This window comes from Maritimibacter alexandrii, from assembly GCF_005871115.1.
In the GTDB taxonomy this organism is placed as follows: Bacteria; Pseudomonadota; Alphaproteobacteria; order Rhodobacterales; family Rhodobacteraceae; genus Maritimibacter; species Maritimibacter alkaliphilus.
Map to the genome: position 1 here is coordinate 11,207 of NZ_SWKQ01000016.1, position 24,017 is coordinate 35,223.

Annotated in this window: 26 protein-coding genes; 16 read left to right on the forward strand and 10 right to left on the reverse strand. The window is 65.1% G+C overall.

What is annotated here, in order from left to right; all coding sequences use genetic code 11:
• The first annotated feature begins 135 nt into the window (after positions 1-135).
• Genes FCT00_RS19690 through FCT00_RS19710 form a run of 5 tightly spaced genes read left to right on the forward strand, consistent with a single transcriptional unit; the run spans position 136 to position 4,374 of the window.
• Entirely contained in the window at positions 136-678 is a 543-nt protein-coding gene (locus tag FCT00_RS19690; protein ID WP_050771922.1) for a TRAP transporter small permease, read from the forward strand.
• Entirely contained in the window at positions 675-1,979 is a 1,305-nt protein-coding gene (locus FCT00_RS19695; RefSeq protein WP_008327674.1) for a TRAP transporter large permease, read from the forward strand. Before FCT00_RS19690 ends, FCT00_RS19695 begins: the two co-directional genes overlap by 4 nt.
• A gap of 31 nt (positions 1,980-2,010) precedes the next feature.
• Positions 2,011-2,925, forward strand: coding sequence for an SDR family oxidoreductase (locus FCT00_RS19700; protein WP_138424354.1), 915 nt, complete (start codon positions 2,011-2,013; stop codon positions 2,923-2,925).
• A 1-nt stretch (position 2,926) separates the two neighbouring features.
• A complete protein-coding gene (locus FCT00_RS19705; RefSeq protein WP_138424355.1) occupies positions 2,927-3,730 on the forward strand; it encodes a sugar phosphate isomerase/epimerase family protein in 804 nt (267 codons plus the stop codon).
• Positions 3,727-4,374, forward strand: a complete 648-nt coding sequence (locus FCT00_RS19710; RefSeq protein WP_138424356.1) for an EthD domain-containing protein — start codon at positions 3,727-3,729, stop codon at positions 4,372-4,374. Before FCT00_RS19705 ends, FCT00_RS19710 begins: the two co-directional genes overlap by 4 nt.
• Positions 4,375-4,408: 34 nt before the next feature.
• Here the strand turns inward: FCT00_RS19710 and FCT00_RS19715 are convergent, their stop codons facing one another.
• From FCT00_RS19715 to FCT00_RS19735, 5 genes are all read right to left on the reverse strand, one after another.
• A complete protein-coding gene (locus FCT00_RS19715) occupies positions 4,409-6,091 on the reverse strand; it encodes an FAD-dependent oxidoreductase (RefSeq protein WP_138424357.1) in 1,683 nt (560 codons plus the stop codon).
• A 106-nt stretch (positions 6,092-6,197) separates the two neighbouring features.
• Positions 6,198-6,755 (reverse strand): nuclear transport factor 2 family protein, encoded by a 558-nt coding sequence (locus tag FCT00_RS19720; protein ID WP_138424358.1) that lies wholly within the window; start codon positions 6,753-6,755, stop codon positions 6,198-6,200.
• Between the two features lie 25 nt (positions 6,756-6,780).
• Positions 6,781-7,929: a thiolase gene (locus FCT00_RS19725; protein WP_138424359.1), complete on the reverse strand. Its 1,149-nt coding sequence runs from the start codon at positions 7,927-7,929 to the stop codon at positions 6,781-6,783.
• Entirely contained in the window at positions 7,926-8,300 is a 375-nt protein-coding gene (locus tag FCT00_RS19730) for a Zn-ribbon domain-containing OB-fold protein (protein ID WP_138424360.1), read from the reverse strand. The genes FCT00_RS19725 and FCT00_RS19730 overlap by 4 nt, the downstream gene beginning before the upstream one ends.
• Positions 8,301-8,311: 11 nt before the next feature.
• Positions 8,312-9,595 carry a CaiB/BaiF CoA transferase family protein gene (locus FCT00_RS19735; RefSeq protein WP_008327666.1) on the reverse strand — a complete coding sequence of 428 codons (1,284 nt, stop codon included), beginning with the start codon at positions 9,593-9,595 and terminating at the stop codon, positions 8,312-8,314.
• Positions 9,596-9,771: 176 nt separating this feature from the next.
• On the opposite strand from FCT00_RS19735, the gene FCT00_RS19740 reads away from it, so the two are divergent.
• Genes FCT00_RS19740 through FCT00_RS19760 form a run of 5 tightly spaced genes read left to right on the forward strand, consistent with a single transcriptional unit; the run spans position 9,772 to position 13,897 of the window.
• The gene (locus FCT00_RS19740) at positions 9,772-10,533 is read left to right on the forward strand and encodes an SDR family NAD(P)-dependent oxidoreductase (RefSeq protein ID WP_008327665.1); all 762 of its coding nucleotides are present in this window, start codon (positions 9,772-9,774) and stop codon (positions 10,531-10,533) included.
• Between the two features lie 20 nt (positions 10,534-10,553).
• A complete protein-coding gene (locus FCT00_RS19745) occupies positions 10,554-11,840 on the forward strand; it encodes an aromatic ring-hydroxylating oxygenase subunit alpha (protein ID WP_008327662.1) in 1,287 nt (428 codons plus the stop codon).
• Positions 11,824-12,291, forward strand: a complete 468-nt coding sequence (locus FCT00_RS19750) for a MaoC family dehydratase (RefSeq protein WP_138424361.1) — start codon at positions 11,824-11,826, stop codon at positions 12,289-12,291. The genes FCT00_RS19745 and FCT00_RS19750 overlap by 17 nt, the downstream gene beginning before the upstream one ends.
• Positions 12,288-13,031, forward strand: a complete 744-nt coding sequence (locus tag FCT00_RS19755) for a ThuA domain-containing protein (RefSeq protein ID WP_138424362.1) — start codon at positions 12,288-12,290, stop codon at positions 13,029-13,031. The genes FCT00_RS19750 and FCT00_RS19755 overlap by 4 nt, the downstream gene beginning before the upstream one ends.
• Positions 13,028-13,897, forward strand: coding sequence for an alpha/beta fold hydrolase (locus tag FCT00_RS19760; protein ID WP_008327647.1), 870 nt, complete (start codon positions 13,028-13,030; stop codon positions 13,895-13,897). The genes FCT00_RS19755 and FCT00_RS19760 overlap by 4 nt, the downstream gene beginning before the upstream one ends.
• Here the strand turns inward: FCT00_RS19760 and FCT00_RS19765 are convergent.
• Together FCT00_RS19765 and FCT00_RS19770 are read right to left on the reverse strand one after the other, a co-directional pair.
• Positions 13,894-14,220, reverse strand: a complete 327-nt coding sequence (locus FCT00_RS19765) for a Rieske (2Fe-2S) protein (protein WP_008327645.1) — start codon at positions 14,218-14,220, stop codon at positions 13,894-13,896. The genes FCT00_RS19760 and FCT00_RS19765 overlap by 4 nt on opposite strands.
• A 9-nt stretch (positions 14,221-14,229) precedes the next feature.
• Entirely contained in the window at positions 14,230-15,393 is a 1,164-nt protein-coding gene (locus FCT00_RS19770; protein WP_138424363.1) for an acyl-CoA dehydrogenase family protein, read from the reverse strand.
• 127 nt (positions 15,394-15,520) lie between these two features.
• Here FCT00_RS19770 and FCT00_RS19775 point away from each other — a divergent pair, with 127 nt between their 5' ends.
• Genes FCT00_RS19775 through FCT00_RS19785 form a run of 3 tightly spaced genes read left to right on the forward strand, consistent with a single transcriptional unit; the run spans position 15,521 to position 18,944 of the window.
• Positions 15,521-16,486, forward strand: a complete 966-nt coding sequence (locus tag FCT00_RS19775; RefSeq protein WP_138424364.1) for a thiamine pyrophosphate-dependent dehydrogenase E1 component subunit alpha — start codon at positions 15,521-15,523, stop codon at positions 16,484-16,486.
• A 12-nt stretch (positions 16,487-16,498) separates the two neighbouring features.
• A complete protein-coding gene (locus tag FCT00_RS19780) occupies positions 16,499-17,524 on the forward strand; it encodes an alpha-ketoacid dehydrogenase subunit beta (RefSeq protein WP_138424365.1) in 1,026 nt (341 codons plus the stop codon).
• A gap of 1 nt (position 17,525) precedes the next feature.
• The gene (locus tag FCT00_RS19785; protein WP_171043064.1) at positions 17,526-18,944 is read left to right on the forward strand and encodes a 2-oxo acid dehydrogenase subunit E2; all 1,419 of its coding nucleotides are present in this window, start codon (positions 17,526-17,528) and stop codon (positions 18,942-18,944) included.
• Positions 18,945-19,018: 74 nt separating this feature from the next.
• On the opposite strand, the gene FCT00_RS19790 is transcribed toward FCT00_RS19785, so the two are convergent.
• The gene (locus tag FCT00_RS19790) at positions 19,019-19,681 is read right to left on the reverse strand and encodes a GntR family transcriptional regulator (RefSeq protein ID WP_202795869.1); all 663 of its coding nucleotides are present in this window, start codon (positions 19,679-19,681) and stop codon (positions 19,019-19,021) included.
• Positions 19,682-19,925: 244 nt separating this feature from the next.
• On the opposite strand from FCT00_RS19790, the gene FCT00_RS19795 reads away from it, so the two are divergent.
• The 3 genes from FCT00_RS19795 (at position 19,926) to FCT00_RS19805 (ending at position 21,547) form a co-directional block, all read left to right on the forward strand.
• Entirely contained in the window at positions 19,926-20,468 is a 543-nt protein-coding gene (locus FCT00_RS19795; RefSeq protein ID WP_138424367.1) for a VOC family protein, read from the forward strand.
• 10 nt (positions 20,469-20,478) lie between these two features.
• Positions 20,479-21,282, forward strand: coding sequence for an SDR family NAD(P)-dependent oxidoreductase (locus tag FCT00_RS19800; RefSeq protein ID WP_138424368.1), 804 nt, complete (start codon positions 20,479-20,481; stop codon positions 21,280-21,282).
• A gap of 70 nt (positions 21,283-21,352) precedes the next feature.
• Positions 21,353-21,547: a hypothetical protein gene (locus tag FCT00_RS19805; RefSeq protein WP_138424369.1), complete on the forward strand. Its 195-nt coding sequence runs from the start codon at positions 21,353-21,355 to the stop codon at positions 21,545-21,547.
• Here the strand turns inward: FCT00_RS19805 and FCT00_RS19810 are convergent.
• A complete protein-coding gene (locus FCT00_RS19810) occupies positions 21,536-23,200 on the reverse strand; it encodes a class I adenylate-forming enzyme family protein (RefSeq protein WP_138424370.1) in 1,665 nt (554 codons plus the stop codon). The two genes, FCT00_RS19805 and FCT00_RS19810, sit on opposite strands and share 12 nt — an antisense overlap.
• Positions 23,197-24,015: a ThuA domain-containing protein gene (locus FCT00_RS19815; protein WP_138424371.1), complete on the reverse strand. Its 819-nt coding sequence runs from the start codon at positions 24,013-24,015 to the stop codon at positions 23,197-23,199. Before FCT00_RS19815 ends, FCT00_RS19810 begins: the two co-directional genes overlap by 4 nt.
• Positions 24,016-24,017: the final 2 nt, after the last annotated feature.

Consider the following 24,017-nt stretch of genomic DNA (forward strand, 5'->3'; position numbering starts at 1 on the left):
GCGGGCGCCTGACCGGGCGCCCGCCGTCTTCAAACCCGGAGGGGCCGCCATCGGTGGCCCGTCCCTGACCAACCCCAGAACAGGCCCCGACCGCATCCCGGTACGGGGCGGAGGCGAACCGGCAAGATGAGATCCGTGCTGAAAGTCGTCGACGCCATCACCCTTGTCCTGAGCATTCTGGCCGCCTTTGCGATCGTCATCATGATGGTTCAGGTCACGCTCGACGTGGTGATGGAGTTGCTCTTCAACAAACCGCTGCCCGCGACCCTGACACTGGTCGCCAAGTATTACATGCCGATGGTGACGTTCCTGCCGTTGGTCTATGTCGAACGGCTGAACCAGCATGTCGCGGCGGACGTGGTGACCCAGTTCCTGCCGATGCGGGGCCAGAAACATCTGGCGGGATGGATATTCCTTTTGAGCGCGGCGGTCTGTGCGCTGCTCACCTATGCCACCTGGGTCGAGGCCGTGGACAAGTTCCACACCGGGTCTTTCGCGATGGAGCGCAACATGAAGGTGCCGATCTGGCCCGTCCGGTTCGCAGCCCCTGCGAGTTACGGGCTGCTCACGCTGCTCTTCGTGCTCAAGTTCATCGCCTACATCGCCCGCAGCACTGCATTCGAAGACAAGCGGCATCCGTTTCCCGGCTTCACCGCGACCGGAGGGTATGACGAATGACCGACGTTCAGATTGGCCTTGCCGGGATCGGCATCCTGCTGTTCCTGATCGCCATGCGCGTGCCGATCGCCATCGCGCTGTTCACCGTTCCTTTCGCCGGCATCTACGCCATGTTCGGCTGGCGCCCGGCCTTCGGCGCGCTGAAGGTCATCCCCTTCGATTTCGCGGCGAGCTGGGAGCTGTCGTCGATCCCGATGTTCCTGTTGATGGGCTATCTGGCCTATCACTCCGGCATCACGGCGGGGCTGTTCGATGCCGCGAGGGTCTGGCTCGCGCGATTACCGGGCGGACTTGCGGTCGCCAGTATCTTTGGCGCGTCCGGGTTCGCGGCGGTCACCGGGTCGTCGGTCGCCACGGCGGCGGCGATGGGCCGGATCGCGGTGCCGGAAATGCTCAAGCACGGATACGATCCGCGCCTTGCCACCGGGACGGTGGCGGCGGCGGGCACTATCGGGGCGCTCATTCCACCAAGTATCCTGCTCATCCTCTACGGCATCATCGCCGAGGTGCCGATCAACAAGCTGTTCCTCGGCGGGGCAGGGGTCGGCCTGTTCTCGGCCTTCGCCTATGTCGTGCTGGTGATCGGCTGGGCGACGCTGAAGCCCGAGGTCGCGCCGCGGTCGGACGAGAAGCATTCGCTGCGCGAGAAGTTCACCGAATTGCGCAAGGTGGCGCCCGCGCTGCTTCTGGCCTTTCTCGTGTTCGGGGGCCTGTTCGCGGGCCTGTTCACGCCGACCGAGGCCGGGGCCGTCGGGGCCGCGCTGTGCGTGTTGATCGCGGCGGGGCAGCGCAAGCTCACCTGGCGCAACTTCATCACCTCGGTGGCGGAAAGCTTTACCACCACCTCGGCGCTTCTGTTCATCGTGATCGGGGCCAACCTCTTGGCGCGGTTCGTGGCGCTGTCGGGTGTGGACAGCTACATCTCGGACGTGATCGCGTCGATGAGTTCGTCGACCTACCTGTTCCTTGCGGGCGTCGTCATCATCTATCTGATCTTGGGCATGTTCCTCGAACCCACGGGTGCAATGATCATCACGCTGCCCATCGTGCTGCCGGTGGCGGCGACGCTGGGGGTCAATGAACTCTGGTTCGGCATCTTCCTCGCCAAGCTCCTGGAGGTGGGCATGATCACGCCACCCATCGGGCTCAACGTCTTCGTGCTGAACGGGGTCGTGGGGAAAGTGTCACTGGGGCAGATCTTCCGTGGCACGGCCCGGTTCATCGGGGCGGACATGGTGGTTCTGTTGCTGCTGGTGCTGATGCCGGGGATCGTTCTGTATCTTCCGAACCTCTTGAACTGACCCGCGCCGGAGGGCGCGAAAGGAGGCCGATATGAAAATCGCCGTGTTTTCCGCGACCGGGGATCAGGGGATCGCGCAGGTGCGCGAGGCGGCAGCGCAGGGGCACGAGGTCACCGCGATCTCGCGCAACCCCACGCGGGCCGATCTGCCCGAGGGGGTCGCGCCGCTGGCCGCCGATTACGGCGACCACGACAGCCTGCGCCGCGCGATGGCGGGGGCCGAGGCGGTGCTTCTGAACCTGCCGTCCACGTCGTTTCAGGCGGCCGAGCCGCTGCTGGCGGCCGTGCGCGTGATCGCCGAGGCGGCGGCGGCGTCGGACAGCCTGAAGGTGCTGGTCTTCAACACCTCGATGCCGGTCCCGGCGGAGCGGATGGGGATCGCCGCGCAGGACGCGCGGCTTGAGATGCGCGAGATCCTGATGGAAAGCGGTGCGCCGGTCATCACGATGCAGCCGGTGGTCTATATCGACAACCTGCTGCAAGGCTGGGCCTGGCCGTCGATCGAGCGGGACAACCTTTTGTATTATCCCCATGCCGAAACGCTGGACGTGTGCTGGATCAGCCATGCCGATCTGGGCAAGCTGATGGTGGCGGCGGCAAAGCGGCCGGAGCTTGCGGGCCGGATTTTCGACGTGGGCGGGGCCGAGGCCATTCGCGGTCCCGATCTGGCGCGGCGGCTGTCCAAGGTCTGGGACATGCCGCTTCGGTTCGAGAGTATGCCGCTGGAGACCTGTGGAGAGATCATGGCCGAGGTGTTCCGGGGTGTCGCGACGCTGGACGCCGATGTGCTCGCCCGCGAAATGACCAAGAAATACGCGTGGTACAACGACCCGGACGACAGGCCGTTTTTCGTCGATATGGGGCCGGTGCTGAAAGAGCTGCCGGTGGAGATGACCAGCCTCGAAGACTGGGCGGCGCGTCAGGTGCTGCCTGCGCGGGCGGGCTGAGATGGAGCGGCTTTCCCTGCACCAACTCGTGGCGATCACGGCGCAGCCGGAAGAGATGGTCGAGATCGCGGCGAAGCTGGACTGTCCGACCGTCACGCTGTTCGCCCAGCACAGCAAGAACAGCGGCGCGCCTTACGTGGAAAGCGTCGAGCGGGCGCGGGCGCTGAAAGCGAAGGCCGACGATCTGGGGGTCGGGGTCTACAGCCTTGAGGTGTTCGGGCTGGGGCCGGACGGGATCACCGACGACCTGCGCACCGGGCTGGAGGTCGGCGGAACGCTGGGGGCCAAGCGCCTGACCGTGGTGATCGGGGACGACGATCTTTCCCGCGCGCAGGACACGCTGGCGGCGTTCGTGCCCTTGGCCGAGGCGTATGGGATGTCGCCGCATGTGGAGTTCCACGCCTTCGGCAAAATCACGACCTATCCGCAGTTGTGCGACTTTCTGAGCGGGGTCGATGCGACCACGGCGATCAGCGCGGACGTGCTGCATTTCTACCGCAACGAGGGCGGAATAGGGTCGATGTCGCAGCCCTGCGCCGTGCCCATCGGTCACGCGCAACTGTGCGACGGGCCGCTGGAGCGGGCGCGGGACGAGTGGCTGTTTGAAGCCGTGAACGACCGCAAAATCCCCGGCGAGGGGGCGTTCGATCTGATCGGGTTCCTGCAAGCCCTGCCGGGCGACGTACGCATCGACGTGGAGGTGCCGACGGAGCCGGCACGCTTTCCGAACGGCACGCATTACGAACGCTGCGAGGCGGTCATGTCCGCTGCCCGCCGCATCCTGAACCAAGCGGGGGTCGCATGAGCGAGACGAAAGCGAACAAGCGGGTCGTGCTGATCGGCGCGAAGGACGGGATGACCCCGGCCGAGTTTCACGCGCACTGGTCCGGCCCGCACGCCGAGATCGCCAAAGACCTGCCGGGTCTGAGCCATTACGTGCAGAACCATGTGATGCGGACGCTGTGGCAGGGCGGCGGGGCCGAGGATCGGTTTCTGGGGATTCCCGAAGTGATGTTCGCGGACCCCGACCGGCTGCACGACACCATCGAGACATGGCCCCGGCGCGACGAGTTGAAAGAGGACGAGGCGCGGTTTCTGGGCGCGCGGATCGGGAACTGGGTGGCCCATGCGGACGACGCGCCGCCCATCGGACACCGCCGGATCATCGTGCTCTTGACCGCGGTCGGCGAGGCCGAGGTGCAGGCGGCGGTCGAAGCGATCGGCGCGGTCGCGCCCTGTCACGGCGAGCGGGTGGTGGACAGCGAGCCGGGCGGCGTCGACTGGATCATCTTCGTGGAACTGTCGCCGGAAGGGCAGGGGGCCGAGGCGGCGCAGGCGCTGCTGGCGGCGGACGGTCCGGTCCTGTCGCATGTGACGGGGATCGGTGGCACGGGGCTTGCCTATCTCACCTATTCTCAGGTCAACCGGCTGCCCTTCGACGTGATGTGACCCGCGCCGGTTCGTCCGGCACGGGTCGGCGCGGTCAGTTCGCGCCCGTGATGTCGCGCGACACGAGGTAGGCCATCGCCAGCCCACGCCCCAAGGCGATCCCGCTGTTATAGCCGGTGCCGGAAACCGTCTGCGCGGTGCAGGAGCCGACGGCGTGGAGGCCCGGAATGGGTTTGCCGTCCTCGGACAGCACCCGGCCCTCGCCATCCACATGGATACCGCTGTTGCCGACCGAGGCCGCGACGAAGCGCAATTTCATGCCGTGGAAGGGCGGCTTTTCGATGGTGCCGAGCACCGGGTTCGGCTTGTTGTTGGGGTCGCCATAGAAGCGGCGGACGAATTCCTTGGTGCCGCGCCCGAACTCCGCATCGTTATCGGCGGCGACGTAGCCGTTGAAGGTCTCGGCGGTCTGCGTGAGCCCCTCGGGGTCGATCCCCAGTGCTTCGGCCAGTTCGGCCAGCGTGTCCGCCGTGGTCACGAGGCCGTCGGGATAGGGCTCGCCCGGCGGGGTCATGCCCAGCCCGTATTTCTGGTGGCTCTGCTCGTCGAAGATCAGGAAGAAGGGCAGGTTTTCGTCCCGGTTGCTCATCGTCTTGTCGGCCACGTCGGGCCAATAGCTGTCGTCGCAATACCGCTTGCCCGCGCGGTTCACGATCATGGTGTGCGGCATGGCGGTGTCGGGGCCGTAGGAGAAGCCTTCGTTATAGTCCGACTTCCACCCCGGCTGCATGGTCTGGGCGGTGGGGGGCAGATTGACGGTCGCGCCGCCGACCTGACGCACCAGCTTGATCCCGTCGCCGCGCAGGGTCTTGGGGCCGACGCTGCCCCATTGATCCGGCTCCAGCCCGACGAATTCGCGCACCAGATCGGGGTCGTTGTCGAAGGTCGAGGTGGCGAGGACCACGGGGCCGTCAAACTCCGCCTCGCCGTCGTCGGTGGTGGCGATCGCGCCGGTCACGCGCCCGTCTCCGTCATGCTTGAGGCCCGTGACCCGGTGCTTCAGCTTGATCGTGATCCCCGGTTCGCGCGCCACGCGGGCGAGGAAGCTGGCGACGACGCCGGTGCCGAAGGTGAGCATGTCGGGCATGTCCGATCCCGCAGGCTCCGCATCGCGGCGTTCGGACTGGCCGAAGCCCTGCATCTGCTTCGGCTCGGCATCCTCATCCTTCATCACCGACTGGCGGCGGCCCTTCGCGAAGAGTTCCGCATAATCGGTGCCGACCGGGAAATAGGGGCTGACGAGCAACTTGTCCTTCCATTCGCCCAGCTCATCGGAAGGGAAGGGGACGTTGGTCAGGTAGCGGCCAGCGGGGCGGGCCCCGTCGGAGGCGTTGAAATAGTCGGCAAGACCGGGAATGACGGCCCATTTGATCGCGCCTACGTCTTCCCAATACCGGATCGCGTCGGGGGCGGTGTCGATCCAGCGCTTCATCGCGGCTTCGTCCAGAAACTCGGGGTTCCGGTGCGCGATGGCGCGGATGTATTTCTCGGCCAGTTCCTTGGTGTCGCCTTCGATCCCCTCACGCTCGGCCACATGGTTCGCGCCCGCCCAGACTTGCCCGCCGGAATAGGCGGCGGCCCCGCCCATCTTTTCCCCGGCTTCGAGGATCGTTACGGCGCGGCCCCGTTGCGCAAGGCCAAGGGCGGCGGCAAGGCCGGAAAGGCCCCCGCCCACCACGACGGCGGGTTCACGGTGTTCGGAATGGGTCTGGGTCATACTGGCTTTCCTGAAAATATCCCGCAGCACGCAGGGTTTCGCCCGCCCGCCCGAAAAGGGGGCAGGCGGTGGTCAATCGTTTCACGCCGTGGGGCGCGGGGCCGGGTCAGGCGTTTTCGTAATGCTTGGCCCAGGTGTTGTAGCAATCGAACGTCTCGGGGTAGTCCGCGTCGCGCTGATCGCCGTAGGCCCGCATCCGTTTCTTCGATCCGAGCGCCTCGGCGTATTCGTGGACCGGCACGTAGTAGAGGAACTTGAGCGTGCGGCTGGAGAACTGCCAGACGCCGTTCACGCGCTGGTAGGTGTCATCGTAGCGCAGGCTGCCGACGAGGGTTTCGCCGTTGCGGTGCGCCTCGGCATGGCAAAAGCATTCGCCGGTGGCCTGGTCCGGGTCGTTTTCGTCGAAGGTGATGATGTTGTCGTGGGTCCAGTGGACCGAGATGGCGAGCACTTCGAAGCGTTTGCGATACATGTCGAGCACGCCGTCGCGGCCGATCCCCTCCATCATGCCGTCCTGCGATTTGACCACCGCGTCCTCGGTGAAGATCGAACGCAGAAGCGGCACGTCGCGGTCGTCGCAGGCCTTGCAGTACTTTGCGATGAGTTCGAGGATCTCGTTGCGGCTTTCAAGCCGGTCGATCCGTTTCAGAATGTCTTGATCCATGTCTTTCCTCCCTGAAAGCGCTGGGTCACGCGGTGTCGGGCGACCCGAAGATAAGTGTGGCTTGGCTCGACAGCACACCGCCGTTGCCGTGGCTGACGGCGATGTTCGGGCTGCTGAGTTGGCGGTCTCCGGCCTCGCCCCGCAACTGGCGGACGGCTTCGACAATGGTGAACAGGCCGTACATGCCGGGGTGGCAGCAGGACAGGCCGCCGCCGTTGGTGTTGACGGGCAGGGCGCCGCCGGGGGCGATGGCGCCGGACGAGACAAAGCGCCCGCCTTCGCCCTTGGGGCAGAACCCGAGGTCTTCGAGGAACAGGATCGTGTTGATCGTGAAGGCGTCGTAAAGCTGAACGCAGTCCACATCGTCCGGCGTGATCCCGGCGGCCTGCATCGCTTGCGGGCCGGTGATCGCGGCCCCGGTGACGGTGAGGTCGGGCATCGCCGCGATTTCCTTGTGCGTCACGGTCTGCGCGCCGCCCAGAAGCGGGATCGGCGCGCGGGTGCTTGCTGCCCGGTCGGCGCGGGTCATCACCACGGCGGCGGCCCCATCGGTCACGAGGCAGCAGTCGCGGGCGGTCAGCGGGGTCGAGATCATCCGGGCGGAGAGCACATCGTCGAGCGTCATGTCGCCCTGCCGGAACGCCTCGGGGTTCTTGTTGGCCCAGGCACGGGCGGCAAGCGCCACATGGGCAAGGTCTTCGCGGGTCGTGCCGAAGTCGTGCATGTGCCGATTCGCGGCGAGCGCGTAGCCGCCCACGGGCATCATCGGACGGTGCGGGGTTTCATAGACGGAGGAACGGAGCGCCGAGACCAGCCCGCCCGAAGCGGTGCGCTGATTCGAGCCGTAGGTGATGAGCGCCACGTCGATCATCCCGGCGTCCAGCGCGAGCGCGGCGTGGATCGCATGGCACAGGAAGGACGAGCCGCCGGTGCGGTTGTTGTCGGTGATCTTGGGCTGGATGCCGAGGTATTCGGCCAGCGCGAGGCCGCCGAGGAAATCGTCGGGCAGGGCGGTGAACAGCCCGTCGACCTGATCCAGCGTGATCCCGGCGTCGTCCAGCGCGAGATGCGCGGCCTGTGCCGTCATTTCCATCGACGACCAGCCGGGGCATTCGCCCAGCCCGAAGGTGGACGCGCCGACGACGGCGGTGCGGGCGCGGGGAAAGCCGGTCATGCGCCCGGCCCGGCGGGTTCGAAGATCACATGCGGCGTCTCGGCATCAGCCACGATGCGGGCCTGCACGGCATCCCCTATGGCGACCGCATCGGCCGCGACCCCGGTCATCTGCGAGAGCATCCGCCCGCCTTCTTCCAGATCGACGAGCACGATGGCGCGGGCCTCGGCGTCGCGTTTCTGTTGGATCGTCACCGCATGGACGGTGCCGCGCCCGGACATTTCGGCCCAGTCGCCAAGCGGCGTGCCGGTGCCGGGCATCCGCAGGCGCGGCGGAAACACGGCGCGGCCCGAGATCGGATCGCGTTGCAGCATGAACCGACCCTCGGACAGGTAGGCGAGAAACTGGGCCTCGGTTCCGGTATCGGTCATGGGGTGTCCCGTCAGATGATGTTGCGCGCCCGCAAATCTTCGATCTGCTCGTCGGTCAGGGTCAACCGTTCGCGCAGAAGCGACTCGGTATGTTCGCCGGCGAGCGGGGGCGGGCTGTTGTAGACGACCGGGGTGGCCGAGAACTTCAGCGGGCTGCCGACGACGCGCACGTCGCCCATCACGTCGTGATGCAGGGTCACGAACATATCGCGTTCGGCAAGCTGTTCGTCCCGCTCGATGTCGGCCATGTCGTTGATCGGCCCGCAGGAGACCTTGGCGCCGTTGATGACCTTCATCCAGTGGTGTTTGCCGTGGTGCGACAGCGCCTCGGTCATGTCCTTGGACAGTTGCTTGCGGTTGGCAAGACGGTCGCGCGAACGGGCGTATTTCTCGTCCGTCGCCCATTCGGGGTGGCCCAGCACCTCGGCCAGACGCGCGAATTCGCGGTCGTTGAAGGTGGCGATGAGGATGTGACCGTCGGCCACCTGAAACACGCCGTTGGGCACGGCGGTCGGGTGATCGTTGCCGGTGCGCGGCAGCGGGGCCTTGGCGTTGAGCCAGGCCGACAGCGAGTTGAGCAGAAGCGCCACCTGACTGTCGAACAGCGAAATGTCGATCTGCTGACCCTTGCCGGTCTTTTCCCGGTCGATGATGGCCGCGAGGATGCCGATGACCGCGTTGTTGCCCGCCGTGATGTCGGCGATGGGCACGCCTACGCGCATCGGCCCGGCGCCGGTCATCCCGTCAGGCAGGCCCGTGACGGCCATCTGCCCGCCCATCGCCTGCACGAGATAGTCGTAGCCCGAGCGGTCGGAATAGGGGCCGGTCTGGCCGAACCCGGTGATCGAGCAGTAGATCAGGCGCGGGTTGATCTTGGCGAGGTCGTCGTAGCCCAGCCCGTAGCGGGCCAGCGTTCCGGTGCGGAAGTTCTCGATGAAGATGTCGGCCTCGGCCACCAGACCGCGCAGGATCTCGGCCCCGTCCGGGTGCGCGAAATCGAGGGTGAGCGAGCGTTTGCCGCGGTTCACCGTCTGGAAGTAGGTGCTTTGTTCGAGGTCGTCGGTGGGCGAGGTCACCCAGGGCGGGCCGAGGGTGCGCAGATCGTCGCCGCCGCCCACGCGTTCGATCTTGATGACGTCCGCGCCCAGATCGGCCAGCGTCTGTCCGGCCAGCGGTCCGGCGACAACGCGACTGAGGTCGAGCACTTTCATCCCAGCAAGGATTCCGCCGCCTACGCCGCTTGCGACCTGCGCAGCATTGGTTCCGGGGCTCGCTTTCGCCGAGCTGTCGTTCATGCGTTTCCTCCCTTGGTCCCGTTCCCGATGTGTGACATTTCGCCGTTATGCGGAAACAAGTTTCTGGGTATACAATAGGGCGGTCATGATATACCTGTAAAGAGCAATCATGCGCCATTGCCCGTTGCATCCGTGATTAGGACGCACGACCATGTGAGAGAGGGAGGACAGCTGACATGGAGCTTGGCCTGAAGGGAATGAAGGCAGCCGTGACCGGGGGAAGCCGGGGCATCGGCAAGGCGATCGCCATGCATCTGGCGCAGGAAGGATGCGACGTATCCATCTGTGCACGGGGTGAAGAGGGAATCGCCGCGACTCGGGCCGAGATCGAGGCGGAAGGCGTCAGAAGCTTCGGAACCGCGCTTCAGGGGCGCGACGGCGATGCGGTGCGCGGCTGGATGCGCGAGACCTGCGACGTGTTCGGCGGACTGGACCTTCTTGTATGCAGTTTGTCGGGTGGCGGTGGCACGAACGAGGAAGGCTACTGGCGCAGATCGTTCGAAATCGACGTGATGAGCGCCACGCGCGCGGTGGACGAGGCCTATCCGCATCTCAAGAAAAGCGGCAAGGGTTCGATCCTCGTGATCTCGTCCATGGCCGCTGCCGAGACATTCGTGTCGCCGATGGCCTATAATGCGATGAAGGCGTCGCTGGTCACGTGGTCCAAGCAACTGGCCGAGCAATATGCGCCCAAGGGCATCCGCGTGAACTGTCTGGAACCGGGGCCGACCATGTTCCCCGGCTCGAACTGGGAAATGATAAAGGTCGCCCGCTCGCGCACCTATGCGGGCGTCCTGCGCCAGCAGCCGACACGGCGCATGGGCGAGGTGGACGAGATTGCCAAGTCCGCCGTGTTTCTGGCCAGCCCGGCGGCAAGCTGGGTCACCGGCGCCACGCTGCGCGTCGACGGCGGATACACCAAGGGCGTGCAATTCTGACGTCGCATGAGGAGAGAGTGATGACCATTCAACGCGTCAAACCCGGCGATTTCACCAAGACGCCGGTGGACAAGACCGAAGACCCGGATTTCGGGACCGAGATGATTCCCAAGGAGCGGTATACGAGCCGCGACTTCATGCAGAAGGAATGGGATCGGCTCTGGACGAAGGTCTGGAACTGGGGCTGCGCCTCGCAGGATATCGAAGAGCCGGGCGACTACATCGTCACCTCGCTGGGCAAGGAGGAGATCCTTTTGACGCGCCAGCCCGACGGCACCGCGAAGGGCTTTTACAACGTCTGCCAGCATCGCGGGAACCGGCTGATGATGGGGCAGGGGAACGCGACCACGTTCAAGTGCAACTATCACCACTGGGAATACAAGCTGACGGGCGAGTTCGAGAACATCCCCGATATCGAGACCTTCCCCCAAGGTGCGCCGCCCTGCGGCGGGCTAACCGAGGTGCGGGTCGAGGAATGGAACGGGTTCGTCTTTTTCTGTCTCGATCCCGACGGCGAATCCTTCGACGATTTCATCCACCCGCTGAAGGAACACCTCGGCCCCTATCACTTCGACCGGATGGTGAAGGTCACCGACTGGACGGTAGAGTGGGAGTGCAACTGGAAGACCAGCGTGGATGCGTTCAACGAGTCGTATCACGTGCAGGGCATCCATCCCGAGCTGCTTTACTTCATCGAGGACAAGCACCTTCAGATCGACACTTATGAAAAGCACAACCGCTATCTCATCCCCTTCGCGACGATCAGCCACCGGGTGAACGAGACGACCGAGATCCCGCACCTCATCAAGCACGCGATGAAAGAGGCGGGGATGGACCCGGCGGATTTCGACGGGCGGATCAGCGAAATTCGCCCCGCGCTTCAGAAATGGAAGCGCGAGCATGGCGCCGAGCAGGGGCTGGATTACAGCGATCTGAACGACGAGCAGCTGACGGACGATTATCACTACATGATCTTCCCGAACATCACGATGAACACCCATGCGGATGATCTGATGCTGTTCAGGCAGCGCCCGCACGAGACGGACCCGGACAAGATGTATTTCGACGTCCAGATGTTCAAACTCCTGAAAAAGGACGAAGAGAAGCCGCGCCGCAAACCCAAGAACGAGCGTTTCAAGCATGGCGAGCGGTCGATGGGTCTGGTCATCGATCAGGATGCGGCGAACCTGCCGGGGGTTCAGCGGGGGATGCATTCGGAAGCCTACGAAGGGCTTTGGCTGGGCGATCAGGAACTGCGCATCCGGCATTTCCACAAGGTGCTGATGGATTATGTCGGCGAAGACTGATCCGCATCCCGCGCGCAAATGGGAAGACCTCGAGATCGGGGAGGAGACGACATCCTCGCCGCTGACCGTGACCGCCGAGGACATGGTGGAATTCGCGGGCCGCTATGATCCGCAGTATTTCCACAACGATGCCGAGGCGGCGAAGGAGTCGCTGTTCGGGGAACTGGTGGCGAGCGGTATTCACACCGCCGCGCTGTGGCGGATCATGGATCACGAGGTGAACGGGAACATCGACTGGGTCTGCGGGGTCCAGTGGGACAACGTGCGCTGGAGCCGCGCGGTGCGGGCGGGGGACACGCTGACCGCGCATTCGCGGGTGGTGTCCAAGCGGCCCAGCGAAAGCCGCCCCGGCGTGGGTCTGGCCGTGCTGGAGCATTGGGTGGTCAATCAGGACGGGGTGACGGTGTTCAGCTTCGCCTCGACCGATCTGGTGTATCGGCGGGCGGCATGAGGCTGCCGCCCCGCGTGGACGTGCTGCTGATAACCGGCGGCCCCTATCACGACATGGATCACGCGCGGCTGGCGCTGCTGGGCTATATGGCCGAGCACGAACGGATGCGCGTGACGGTGCGCGATGGCTATGCCGCAGACGATATCGCGGCGGCGGACGTGATCGTGACCTATACCTGCGACAGGGTGCCGGATGATCCCGCGCTCGATGCGCTGACGGCCTTTGTCGAGGGTGGCGGGCGGTGGTTCGCGCTGCACGGCACGAACAGCCGGATGGTGCTGGACGGCGACAAGCCCGTGGTCTGCCCGCCCTTGCCGGAGCGGTTGCTGGACCTGTTGGGAAGCCAGTTCGCCGCGCATCCGGTGCCGGGACGGTTCAAGGTGAAACCCGTGGGCGCGCATGACCTGACGCGCGGGCTGTCCGCGTTCTTCGTCGAGGACGAGCAATATCTTCAGCATCACCTGCCGGGCAACGAGGTGCTGCTGGAAACCGAGTTCGAGGGCGAGACGCCCCTGTTCGAGACGGCGCAGTGGGCGCGGGCGGCACATCAGGTGATGTATCTGCGCGCGCGGGGCGAGGGGGCGGTTCTATACCTGACGCTGGGCCACACGCGCGGGCGCTACGACATGCGGCCCGTGGCCGAGGAATACCCGTTCGTCGAGCGGGGGTCGTGGGATCACCCCGATTTTCAAACGCTGATCCGGCGCGGCCTGCGCTGGACGATGAAAGAGACGATATGACCATCCAGACCTGCGAGCCGGGCGCGACGCGCGTGACCTACAAGATGGACGACGGCGTGACGCTGGTGGGCGAGGCTTTCGGTGCGGCGGATGCGCCGCCCGTGATTCTGGCCCATGGCGGCGGGCAGACGCGCTATGCCTGGAGCCGGGTCGCGCAGCGGCTGGGCGATGCGGGGTGGCAGGCGGTCGCGCTCGACCTGCGTGGGCATGGGGAAAGCGACTGGCACGAGGGCGGCGATTACTCGATCCCGCGCTTCGGCCACGACCTTGACCATGTCGCGCGGCAGTTCGGGCAGAAACCCGTGATCGTCGGGGCCTCGCTGGGCGGGAATGCCGGGCTTCTGGTCGCGGGGCAGGGGGCCGATGCGCCCTGTCGCGGGCTGGTGCTGGTGGACATCACGCCGAAGATCGACGAGCGCGGGGTGGACAAGATCATCGGGTTCATGGGCCGCCATATGGACGAGGGTTTCGCCAGTTACGACGAAGCGGCCGAGGCTATCGCCGGATACACGAACCGCAAGGGGCGCAAGTCGAACCGCGACAGCCTGCGCCGGTATCTGCGCGAAGGCGAGGACGGGCGGCTGAGGTGGCACTGGGATCCGGCGTTCATCGTCGGGCGCAAGTCGTCGCGCATGGCGCCCGAAAGCCTTGGCCAGCTCGAAGGGGCGCTGGCCGCCGTGACCGTGCCGATCCTGCTTGTGCGTGGGTCGAACAGCGATCTGGTGAACGACGAAAGCGTGGCCGAATTCCTGAAGATCGCACCGCAGGCGCAGTTTCGCGACGTGACCGGCGCGGGCCACATGATCGTGGGTGACCGCAACGACGTGTTCGCCGAGACTCTGGACGATTTCCTGAGCGGGCTTTAGCGGTTCGGCTTCACCAGCACGCGGCGGCCTTCGATCTTCACGTCGAACTTCGGCAGGTTCGGGCAGGCGGATTTCGCCTTGCCCGTTTTTATGTCGAAGCGTGCGCCGTGGTGCGGGCAGGTGATTTCGCCCCCCTCCACCTTGCCGCCGTCGAGCTTGCCGAAGGAATGGGTGCAGAAGCCGGAGAAGGCCACGATCTCGCCGCGTGCGTCGCGTGACAACATGACCTCCTGACTTCCGATGGAGGTGAAGAAGACGCCCGTTTTCGGCACCTGCATGGTGGAACAGGCGTCTTCATAGTCTTTTTGTCCGCCGGGTAGCATCGCGCCCCCTCAGTTGGCCCGTTGGTTGAAGCGCCGCCCGACCATGGCCGAGGCGATGTTCACTTTCTGGATGTCGATCGCGCCGCCCGCAATCCCCCAGCCCCAGCTATCGCGCAGGCGCCGTTCCATCGGGTACTCTTTCGAATAACCGTAGCCGCCCATAAGCTGCACCGCCATGCCGGTCACTTCGCGGCTGATCTCGTTCGCATAGCACTTGGCGACCGAGCTTTCGAGGATCGAGGGCATCCCGTCCTGCGCGTTCGACGCCGCGCGGTGGATGAGCAGGCGCGCGCCTTCGCATTTGATCTGCATCTCGGCCAGCTTGATCTGGACCCCCTGAAACTCGACGATGGGGCGGCCAAATTGCTTGCGCTCCTGCACGTATTCGGTGACGTCCGCCAGTGCGCCCGAGGCTTGGCCCAGCGACATCGTGGCGTTGCCGCAGCGTTCGAGGTCGAAAGCTTCCATCAGCTTCTTGAAGCCACCCGCAGGCACGATCACCGCGTCGAGCGGCAGTTCCACGTCGTCGAAGTTGAGGTCCGAGGACGGCACGCCGCGGAACCCCATGAGTTCCTCTTGCGGGCCGAAGGACAGGCCGGGCGTGCCCTTTTCGACATAGACCGCGCCGATCCCCTTGGCGCCGGGGTCGTCGGACATGCGGCAGTAGACGACGTAACCGTCCGCGTGACCGCCGCCCGAGCACCAGCGTTTCGTGCCGTTGAGAATCACCTTGTCGCCGTCGATGACCGCGCGGGTTTTCAGATCGGTCAGCGCCGAGCCCGCGTCGGGTTCGGACATGGACACGGCCACGACCGCTTCGCCTGCGCAGACACGCGGGATCACCCGTTCCTTGAGGCTGTCCTGCGCGAAATGTTCGATGGCGCGCACGGGGCCGACGCAGCTTTCAAAGACCGGGAAGGCGACGGCGGAGGAAATCTTGGCGAATTCCTCGACCACCAGCAGGGCTTCGAGATTGCCGAGGCCCAGCCCGCCGTACTTTTCGGCCACGTTGATTCCAAGGAACCCCATCTCGGCGTAGCGGGCGAGCCACTCGGCCGGAACGGGTTCGCATTTCGCCTCGAGCTCCTTTGCAAGCTCGGGCAATTGCTCCTGCGCGAAACGCCGGGCGGCTTCTTGCAGGCTCTTCTGATCGTCGGTCAGCTTGAAGTCCATTCGGCCCTCTCCTCCGCTGTGAATACAAAAACAGGTCTTTTCATATACACAAAAATCTGAGATGAGTATATGCAATCGCTCAAAAAGCCGAGAAAGTGGGCTTTGGGGGCACAAACGGGAGGATACAATGCAGCAAAGCCCGGATCAGATCCGGCAGGCCTATCGCCAGATGCGGTTGATCCGCGAGTTCGAAGAGCGCCTGCATGTCGAGAACCCCAAGGGCGAGATCGCCGGGTTCACGCACCTCTATTCGGGGCAGGAGGCGATTGCGGTCGGCGTCTGCGAGAATCTGCGCGACAACGATTACATCATCTCGACGCACCGGGGGCATGGTCATTGCCTTGCCCGTGGCTGCGACCCCAAGGGGATGATGCACGAGATTTACGGGCGGGCCGACGGGCTGTGCAAAGGGCGCGGCGGCTCTATGCACATTGCCGATCTGGACAAGGGGATGCTGGGCGCGAACGGCATCGTGGGCGGCGGTCAGCCGATCGCGGTGGGCGCGGCGGTGGCCTGCAAGGCACGCGGCGACGGGTCGGTTTCGGTCAGCTTCACCGGCGACGGTGCGTCGAACCAAGGCACCGTGTTCGAGGCGATGAACATGGCGGTGGTGCTGAAGCTGCCCAAGGTGTTCGTGCTGGAAAACAACGGGTATTCGGAACACACCGGGGCAAGCTATGGGATCGGCGGCGATCTCAAGACCCGGACCGAGGGCTTCGGCATCCCGGTTTGGGAAGCCGACGGGTTCGACTATTTCTCTGTATACGAAGTGGCGGAAAAGGCCATTGAACATGCCCGCGCGGGCAACGGGCCGAGCGCCATTCTGGCCACGGCGACGCGGTATTTCGGCCATTTCGAGGGCGATCCGCAGAACTACCGCGCCAAGGACGAGGTGAAGAACTTCCGCGAAACCGTCGATGCGCTGAAACAGATGCGCGAAAAGGTGACGGGTGCGGGCATTTTCACCGCCGAGGAACTGGACGCCATCGACGACGAGGTTCTGGCGCTGATCGACTCGAGCGTCGAGAGCGCGCGCACCGGCCCGACGCCGGGCGCGGACACGATGATGTCCGATGTCTACATCGATTACTGAGGGAGGCGCGTCATGGCTGTTTTGACGATGCGCGATGCGCTGAACCAGGCGCTGCATGAGGAAATGGAACGCGATCCGAGCGTGATCGTGATGGGCGAGGATGTGGCTGGCGGGTCCGGCGGCACCTCGGGCAATATCGAGGCTGCGGGGGGCATCTTCGGTGTCACCAAGGGGCTGAAAACGAAATACGGCGCGGACCGGGTGATCGACACGCCGATCTCGGAAAGCGCGATCATCGGGCTGGCCAACGGGTCGGCGCTGGCCGGGATGCGGCCCGTCGCCGAGTTGATGTTCGCGGATTTCGTGGGCGTCTCGATGGACCAGATTTTCAACCAGATGGCCAAGTTCCGCTACATGTTCGGCGGCAAGGCCAAAACGCCGGTTGTACTGCGCATGAGCATGGGGGCGGGCATGAACGCCGCCGCCCAGCATTCTCAGACGATCTATCCGATGCTGACGATGGTGCCGGGGCTGAAGGTCGTGATTCCGTCGAACCCGGCGGATGCCAAGGGTCTGATGAAACAGGCGATCCGCGACGACGACCCGGTGATGTTCTTCGAGCACAAGGCGCTTTATTCCAAGAAGGGCGAGGTGCCGGAGGGCGAATACCTGACCCCGTTCGGGGAGGCTGATCTGGTGCGCGAGGGCAAGGATTGCACCGTCGTCGCGCTGGCCCGGATGGTGCCGTTCGCGATGAAGGCGGTCGACAAGCTGGCGGAAGAGGGGATCACCTGTGACCTGATCGACCCGCGCACCACGTCGCCGCTGGACGAGGATACGATCCTTGAAAGCCTGTCGATGACCGGGCGTCTGGTGGTCGTGGACGAGTCGAACCCGATGTGTTCGATCGCGTCAGAAATTGCGAGCATCGCGGCCTCCAAGGGCTTCGGCAGCCTGCGTGCGCCGGTCGAAAAGGTGACCGCGCCGCATACGCCGGTGCCGTTCGCCCGCGAGCTCGAGCGCCTCTATGTGCCCAGCCCCAACGATATCGAAGCCGCGATCCGCCGGACGCTGGCCAACCAAGTGGAGGGCGTGTGAGATGACCGGGATTACGCCGATCACGCTCCCCAAATGGGGGCTGGAAATGTCCGAAGGCACGGTGACCGGATGGCATCTGGCCGAAGGTGACAGCGCCGAGAAGGGCGCCGAGCTTGTGGACGTGGAAACCGACAAGATCGTCAATGTCGTCGAGTTGGATCAGGCCGGAACGCTGCGCCGGATCGTCGTGCCCGAGGGCGAGACGGTTCCCGTGGGTACCCTGATCGCCGTCTTTGCCGATGCCTCGGTGGATGACGCGGCCATCGACGGATTCATCGCCGACTACAAACCCGTCGATGCCTCGTTCGAGCCGGGGGCGGATGCACCCGCCGCGCCTGCCAAGCCCGAAGCGCCCGCGCCGGAGCCTGCGAAAGACGTGAAAGCCACGCCGCTCGCCCGCCGCGCGGCCGAGGCCGGGGGCGTCGATCTGGCCAGTGTCGAGGGCACGGGCCGGGGCGGCAAGGTCACCAAAGACGATGTGGCCAAAGCTTCGGGCGGTGCGCCCAAGCGCAGCCCCGAAGAGGTCCGCGCCGAGAACGACGGCGTTCATGCCAGCCCCATCGCGCGCAAGTTCGCGAACGAGGTCGGGCTTGGGATGAAGGGTCTGACCGGATCGGGCCGCAAGGGCCGGGTGTCGCTGGAGGATGCGCAGGAGGCCTCGATTGCGGGCGGTCTGTGGACCCGTCCGGCGCCCGTGTCCCGTGGGCCGGTCGCCACGGCGGCCCCCGCCGGGGCCGGGGCCGAACAGCCGTTCACGGGAATGCGCAAGTCCATCGCCAAGGCGCTGGTGCAATCCAAACAGACGGTGCCGCATTTCTATACGACCGTGGATATCGAGGTCGACGCGCTCATGGACCTGCGAAAGGGCATGAACGGTTCGGCGGACGAGGGCGATCCGAAGGTGTCGGTGAACGACTTCCTACTGAAAGCCTGTGCGCTGGCGCTCGCCAAGCATCCGGGCGTGAACGTCCATGTCTCGGACACCGGGGTCACGCCGTTCGAGCAAGCCGACATCGCCATGGCCGTGGCCATCGACGGCGGGTTGATTACCCCCGTGGTGCGCAACGTCGGCGGGCGTGGCCTGCGCGACATCGCGGCGGATGCCAAGGCGCTGGCCGGAAAGGCGCGCGACCGGACGCTTTCGGGCGACGAGATGACGGGCGGCACCTTCACCCTGTCGAACCTCGGCATGTTCGGGGTGCGGGAGTTCGATGCGATCATCAACCCGCCGCAAGCCGCGATCCTCGCCGTGGGTGGCCCGCGCCGGGAAGCGCGCGAGGTGGACGGTGGGGTTGGCTTTGTCAGCGTCATGTCCGTGACGCTGTCCGCCGATCACCGTGCCGTGGACGGGGCGCTGGCCGCCGAGTTCCTGCGCACGCTCAGAGGTTTGATCGAAGCTCCCCTGCGTCTGGTTTCCTGACGCGCCTTCGATCGAACAAAAAACCGCCGGGTCTCCTCCCCCGGCGGTTTTTTTCGTTTCGCGATGGTGTCGGGTCAGCCGTTGGCGGCGGCCATCTGACGGTCGCCGAGCGCGATGTATTCGGCCAGCACGTCGCCCTGCACGTTGGTGTGCTTGCGGAAAAGGTCGGCGGCAAGGTCGTAGTCGCCCGCGCAGATCGCCTCCATGATCGCTTCGTGGTCGCGCAGGTTGTTTTCCGAGCGGCCCGGATAGTTCAGCTGGAAGCGACGATAGGGGACGAGCTTGATGCCGAGGCGGTTTGTCGTCTCGATCAGTTCGTGGTTGTGGGTGCCTTCGATGACCATGAGGTGGAACTTGCGGCTCAGAAGGTAATACTTGTCCTGATCGCCGGTATCGAAGGCCTCGACCGAGGCTTCGTGCAGCTTGCGCAGCGCCGTGCGTTCCTGCGGCGTCATGCGGCGGGCGGCGAATTTGGCGCAGATCCCTTCAAGCTCCGACATCACCTCGAACAGGCGGATCATGTCGGACAGGTCGATCTGGGTGACGATCGCGCCCTGACGCGGCTTCTTTTCGACGAGGCCGGACTGGATGAGCTGAAGCATCGCCTCGCGCACCGGGGTGCGGGAGACCGAGAACCTTCGCGCAAGCGCTTCTTCATCGAGGGAGGCGCCGGGCGCCAGACGACCGGAGAAAATGTCGTTCTCCAGCGCGAGTCGCACCGTTTGCGCGTGTGTCATGCCCGAGGTTTTTGCCATCGACAGCCAGACCTTTCCGAGTTCTCGTTACTCACCATTCGTGTTTTTTACAGTAGCATTTGGAATACCTGACTTTCCAGACTTTTGCGCAACCACAGGACGATTCCGGCCACTTTCTTGGGCGGCGTGGCGGGATTTCGCAACAAACCCCGGTTTTTGGCAGAAGTTTCCCTTTCATACGGTATGCGAAGGGTGATATTTTGGTATACAAGAGAGGGAGGAGCGCATGAGCCGCATCTTTGGCGAGATCCGACAGGTCGCCTATATCACCGACGACATGGACAGGACGCTGGCGTTTCTGAGCGAAACGGCCGGGATCGGTCCGTGGTTCGTGGCGCGCGACGTCACGCTGAAAGACGTCACCTATCGCGGCACGACCTGCGATCTGAGGATCGGGGCGGCGCTGGCCAATTCGGGCGCGTTGCAGGTCGAGGTGATCCAGCAGCACAACGACGCGCCCTCGATGTACACCGAGTTCACCGGCCGCAACGGATTCGGGCTGATCCCGCAGCATTACTCGGCCTGGCCCACAGACTACGACGCCACACTGCGTCGGGCGCTGGATGCCGGGTTCGAAGTCATTCAGGAGGGGCGGTCGGCCTATGGGCCGCTGTCCTATCTTCAGCATCCCGAGACGCCGGATTTCTACATGGAGCTGACCGAGCTGACGGCGGAGCGGAAGTCGATTTTCGATCAGGTGCGGGACGCGGCGGACGGCTGGGACGGCAGCGACCCGGTGCGCGAAGGCTGGCCCACGCCGAAGGTATGAGGAGAGGGACATGACAGGACGACTGAACGGCAAGCGCGCGATCATTCTGGGCGCGGCGGCCGAGGGCAACCTCGGTCAGGTGACGGCGCGCCAGTTCGCCGCCGAGGGGGCCAAGGTGCTGGTCGCGGGCCGGCACGAGGGGCCGCTCAAGGCGCTGGCGGATGAGATCGGCGGGGCTTATGCCCTGTGCGACATCACCGACGAGGGGCAGCTTGCCGCGATGGTGGCGAAGTGTGTCGACAGCTTCGGCGGTGTCGATCTGGCGGTCAATTGCACCGGCTGGGGCCTGCTGACCCCGTTCCTCGACAACACGCGCGAAGAGCTGGAGAAGATGTGCGCCCTGCAATTCGTCGGGCCGTTCCAGTTCTTTCAGGCGGTTCTGCGCGAAATGGCGGATGGTGGATCGCTGGTTCAGGTGTCGTCGGCCACGGCCAAGATCATGATGGACGATCATTCGGCCTACATGGGCACGAAAGCGGGGATCGACCACGTGATCCGCACCATCGCGAACGAGTTCGGGTCGCGCGGCATCCGTGCCAACAGCGTGGCGCCGGGGTTCACCGCGTCGCCCATGACGGAACGCGCGGCGAAGAACCCGGCGGTGGTCGGGGCCTTCGCGAAGGAATATCCGCTGGGCCGGGTTGGCACGCTGGAAGACACCGCCGAGGCGATCACATGGCTTTGCACCGACGCCTGCTTCATGACCGGCGAAGTGGTTCAGGTGAACGGCGGCGTGACGCTGCGCCGCAACCCGACCAACGCCGAAATCGTGGCGGCGGCCAAGGCGGCCAAGGCTGCGCGTGAGGCTGGTTGATCCCCGAAGGGTTTGTTCGGCGCATCCGATGGCGTAGCATTTCCAACGTCGCGTCATCGGAGGTTGCCACATGGACGACACGCACGGCGAGGGGCCGAAAGCTGAGAGCACTGACGCCCGGCTTGGCACGCAAGATGCTTTGCGGCGGCTGCTTCAGCCCCGTCAGGACGGGCGCTTTGTGTCGCTCGACTCAGGCCGTGCGCAGACGCAGCGGATGCTGAATCGCAAGCGCGCCGAGCTGACGGGCCGGGGCCTATTGCCGTGACTTCGGGTCGATCTTTTCATCCCGGCTGAAATCGCGCGGGAGCTTGAATTTCTGGATCTTGGTCGTGGACATCGGCCAGTCCGACACGATCCGCACGTAACGCGGGATCTTGTAGCTGGCGATCTGGCCGATGCAGTGGTCCACCACATCCTCGGGCGTGAGGGATGCGCCGGGGACAAGCTCGACATAGGCCGCCGCGACTTCGAACAGGTGGTCATCCTCGACCCCGATCACTTGCGCGATCTGGATGTCGGGATGGGCGCAAAGGTAGGTCTCGATCTCGAGCGCGGCGACGTTTTCGCCGCCGATCTTGAGCATGTCCTTGAGGCGCCCGTCATAGGTGATGTGGCCATCGTCCGACACGTATCCCATATCGCCCGTGCGCAGCCACTTGCCGCCGTCGACCAGCGTTTCGGCGGTTTTCTCGGGGTCTTTGTAATAGCCGTCAAAGAGGCAAAAGCCGCCGATCCAGATCTCGCCGCGCTCGTCCGGGCTGCAATCTTTGCCGGTCACCGGGTCCACGGCCTTGGCGAGCACCCCGTCGAACACGCGGCCCGACACCTGCGTCGCCTCGGCGGGCGGGTCATTCGGGTCGGTGTAGCAGCACACGCCCGTCGCCTCGGTCAGACCGTAGGCGTTCACGTATTGCGCGCCTTCGAAAGCGCGGGTGTATTTCTCCATCAAGTCCGCCGGGCCGACCGTGTGGAGGAACCGCAGCGCCGACAGGTCGCGGGTTTTGAAATCCGGGTGCTGGATCACCTGATTGACCAGCGTCGGGAACGACAGGTAGCCGAAGCTCACCCGCTCCTCCTCCATCTGCCGCAGCGTGCGGGCAGGCTCGAAATGCGCGGTGCAGATCTGGGTCGCGCCGGAGGCACGGCAGGCGGCCATCGGCAGCATCGTGGACATATGGAAGAAGGGTAGCGGGTTCATCACGCTGTCGTCCGGGGTCAGCCCGAACCGCTCGGCGAAGCTGGCGCCGATCATCGACAGGGTGCGATGGGTAATCATGCAGGCCTTGGGATGGGCGGTGGTCCCCGACGAATACATCATCAGCGCATGATCGTCGGGGGAGGTGGCGCGGGTGAGCGCGTCGATCCGGGCGTCCGGCACCTTGTCCGTGCCTTCGAGGAAGGTGTCGCGGGTCGGCCAGACCGTCTCACGCGGGTCACCGAGGTTGAAGACGGCGCGCAGGCGCGGGGCTTCTTCGAGGTCCAGCGGCCCGCCGGTCCAGATGTGAAGGTCCGGGTAGATGCGGGTGAGCATCTCGCGGAAATCCATGTGGGGCAGGGCGTGGCCCCCTATGAACAGCACGTCCATGTCGGAATGATGGACGGCATAGGCGAGGTCGTCGTCCTTGAACCGCGCGTTGATGGTCAGGGTCACGGCCCCGATCATCCCGGCGGCGTAGAACAGGCGCACGTAGTCCATGCAGTTGGGCATGAGCACGCCGACATGGGCACCGGGGGCGACCCCGGCGGCACGCAGGGCGCGGGCCCAAAGGCGGGCTTCGGTGTAAAGCTCGGACCACGTCAGGCGCTCGTCGTCCACGATTACGGCGGTGGCGTCGGGCCATGCGGCCGCAGCTTGGGCGAGCATGGTGGCGGCGGTTTCGGCCCCGGCGGCGGTGACGCGGTCGCTGGGTTCGGTCATGCCGCGCGCGCCCAGTCGGCGGCCGCGTCACTGGTCACCCAGTCGATCGCGTTGCGCAGGAGGGTGCGGAAATTCGCGTCGCCATAGGTCGAGGCGTCGTTGCCGCACAGGATCGTCACGGTGGGCGCGTTCCCGGCCTTTTTCGCCCAGGCGATCAGGTTCGTGCCGGGGCCGTGGCTCCAGCCGTCGCGGGTCCACATCCGGGCATTGAGCGCATTGGCGGCGGAATAGAAATTGTCCTGCTCGAAGGCGTAATCGGCGCGCAGGAGCGGCACGATGTCATCCTCGAGCATGTCCATGAGATAAAGCTCGTCGGTCAGGGTAAAGCCCCCCTCAAGCCCCTTGGTCACCGGGTGATCGCCCTCGGGCGTCATGGTGAATTCGACGGGGAACAGGTAGCCGCTGTCGGGATAGTCGCGGCCCTTGTAGGTGCCGGGCTGATAGAAAAAGCGCGTGCCGATCGCCTCGGCATACTCGTCCCACAAAGGCCAGCCGGCCACAGCGTGATGCAGGAAAATCATCGGTTTGCCCGCGTCCAGAAGGCCGCGAAAGCCGGTCTTGAACGTCTCGGACGGTTCGATGAGTAGCGGGGGTTTGGGCGTTTTGAACTGGAGCCCCGGCACGTCGTAGAAAAGGAGCGCGTCGAAATCCGACGCGCCCTCAGGAGACATCAGCGCCGTGGTGGCGGGCTGTTCCACATGGGTCCAGGTCATGCCGCGCATGTCGTCGAACATGCCGAAGAACGCGGGCGTGTCGAACGGATGCCCCTTGGTCGAAACCAAAAGGTTCAGGGGCGCATCATAGCGGATGACCATGG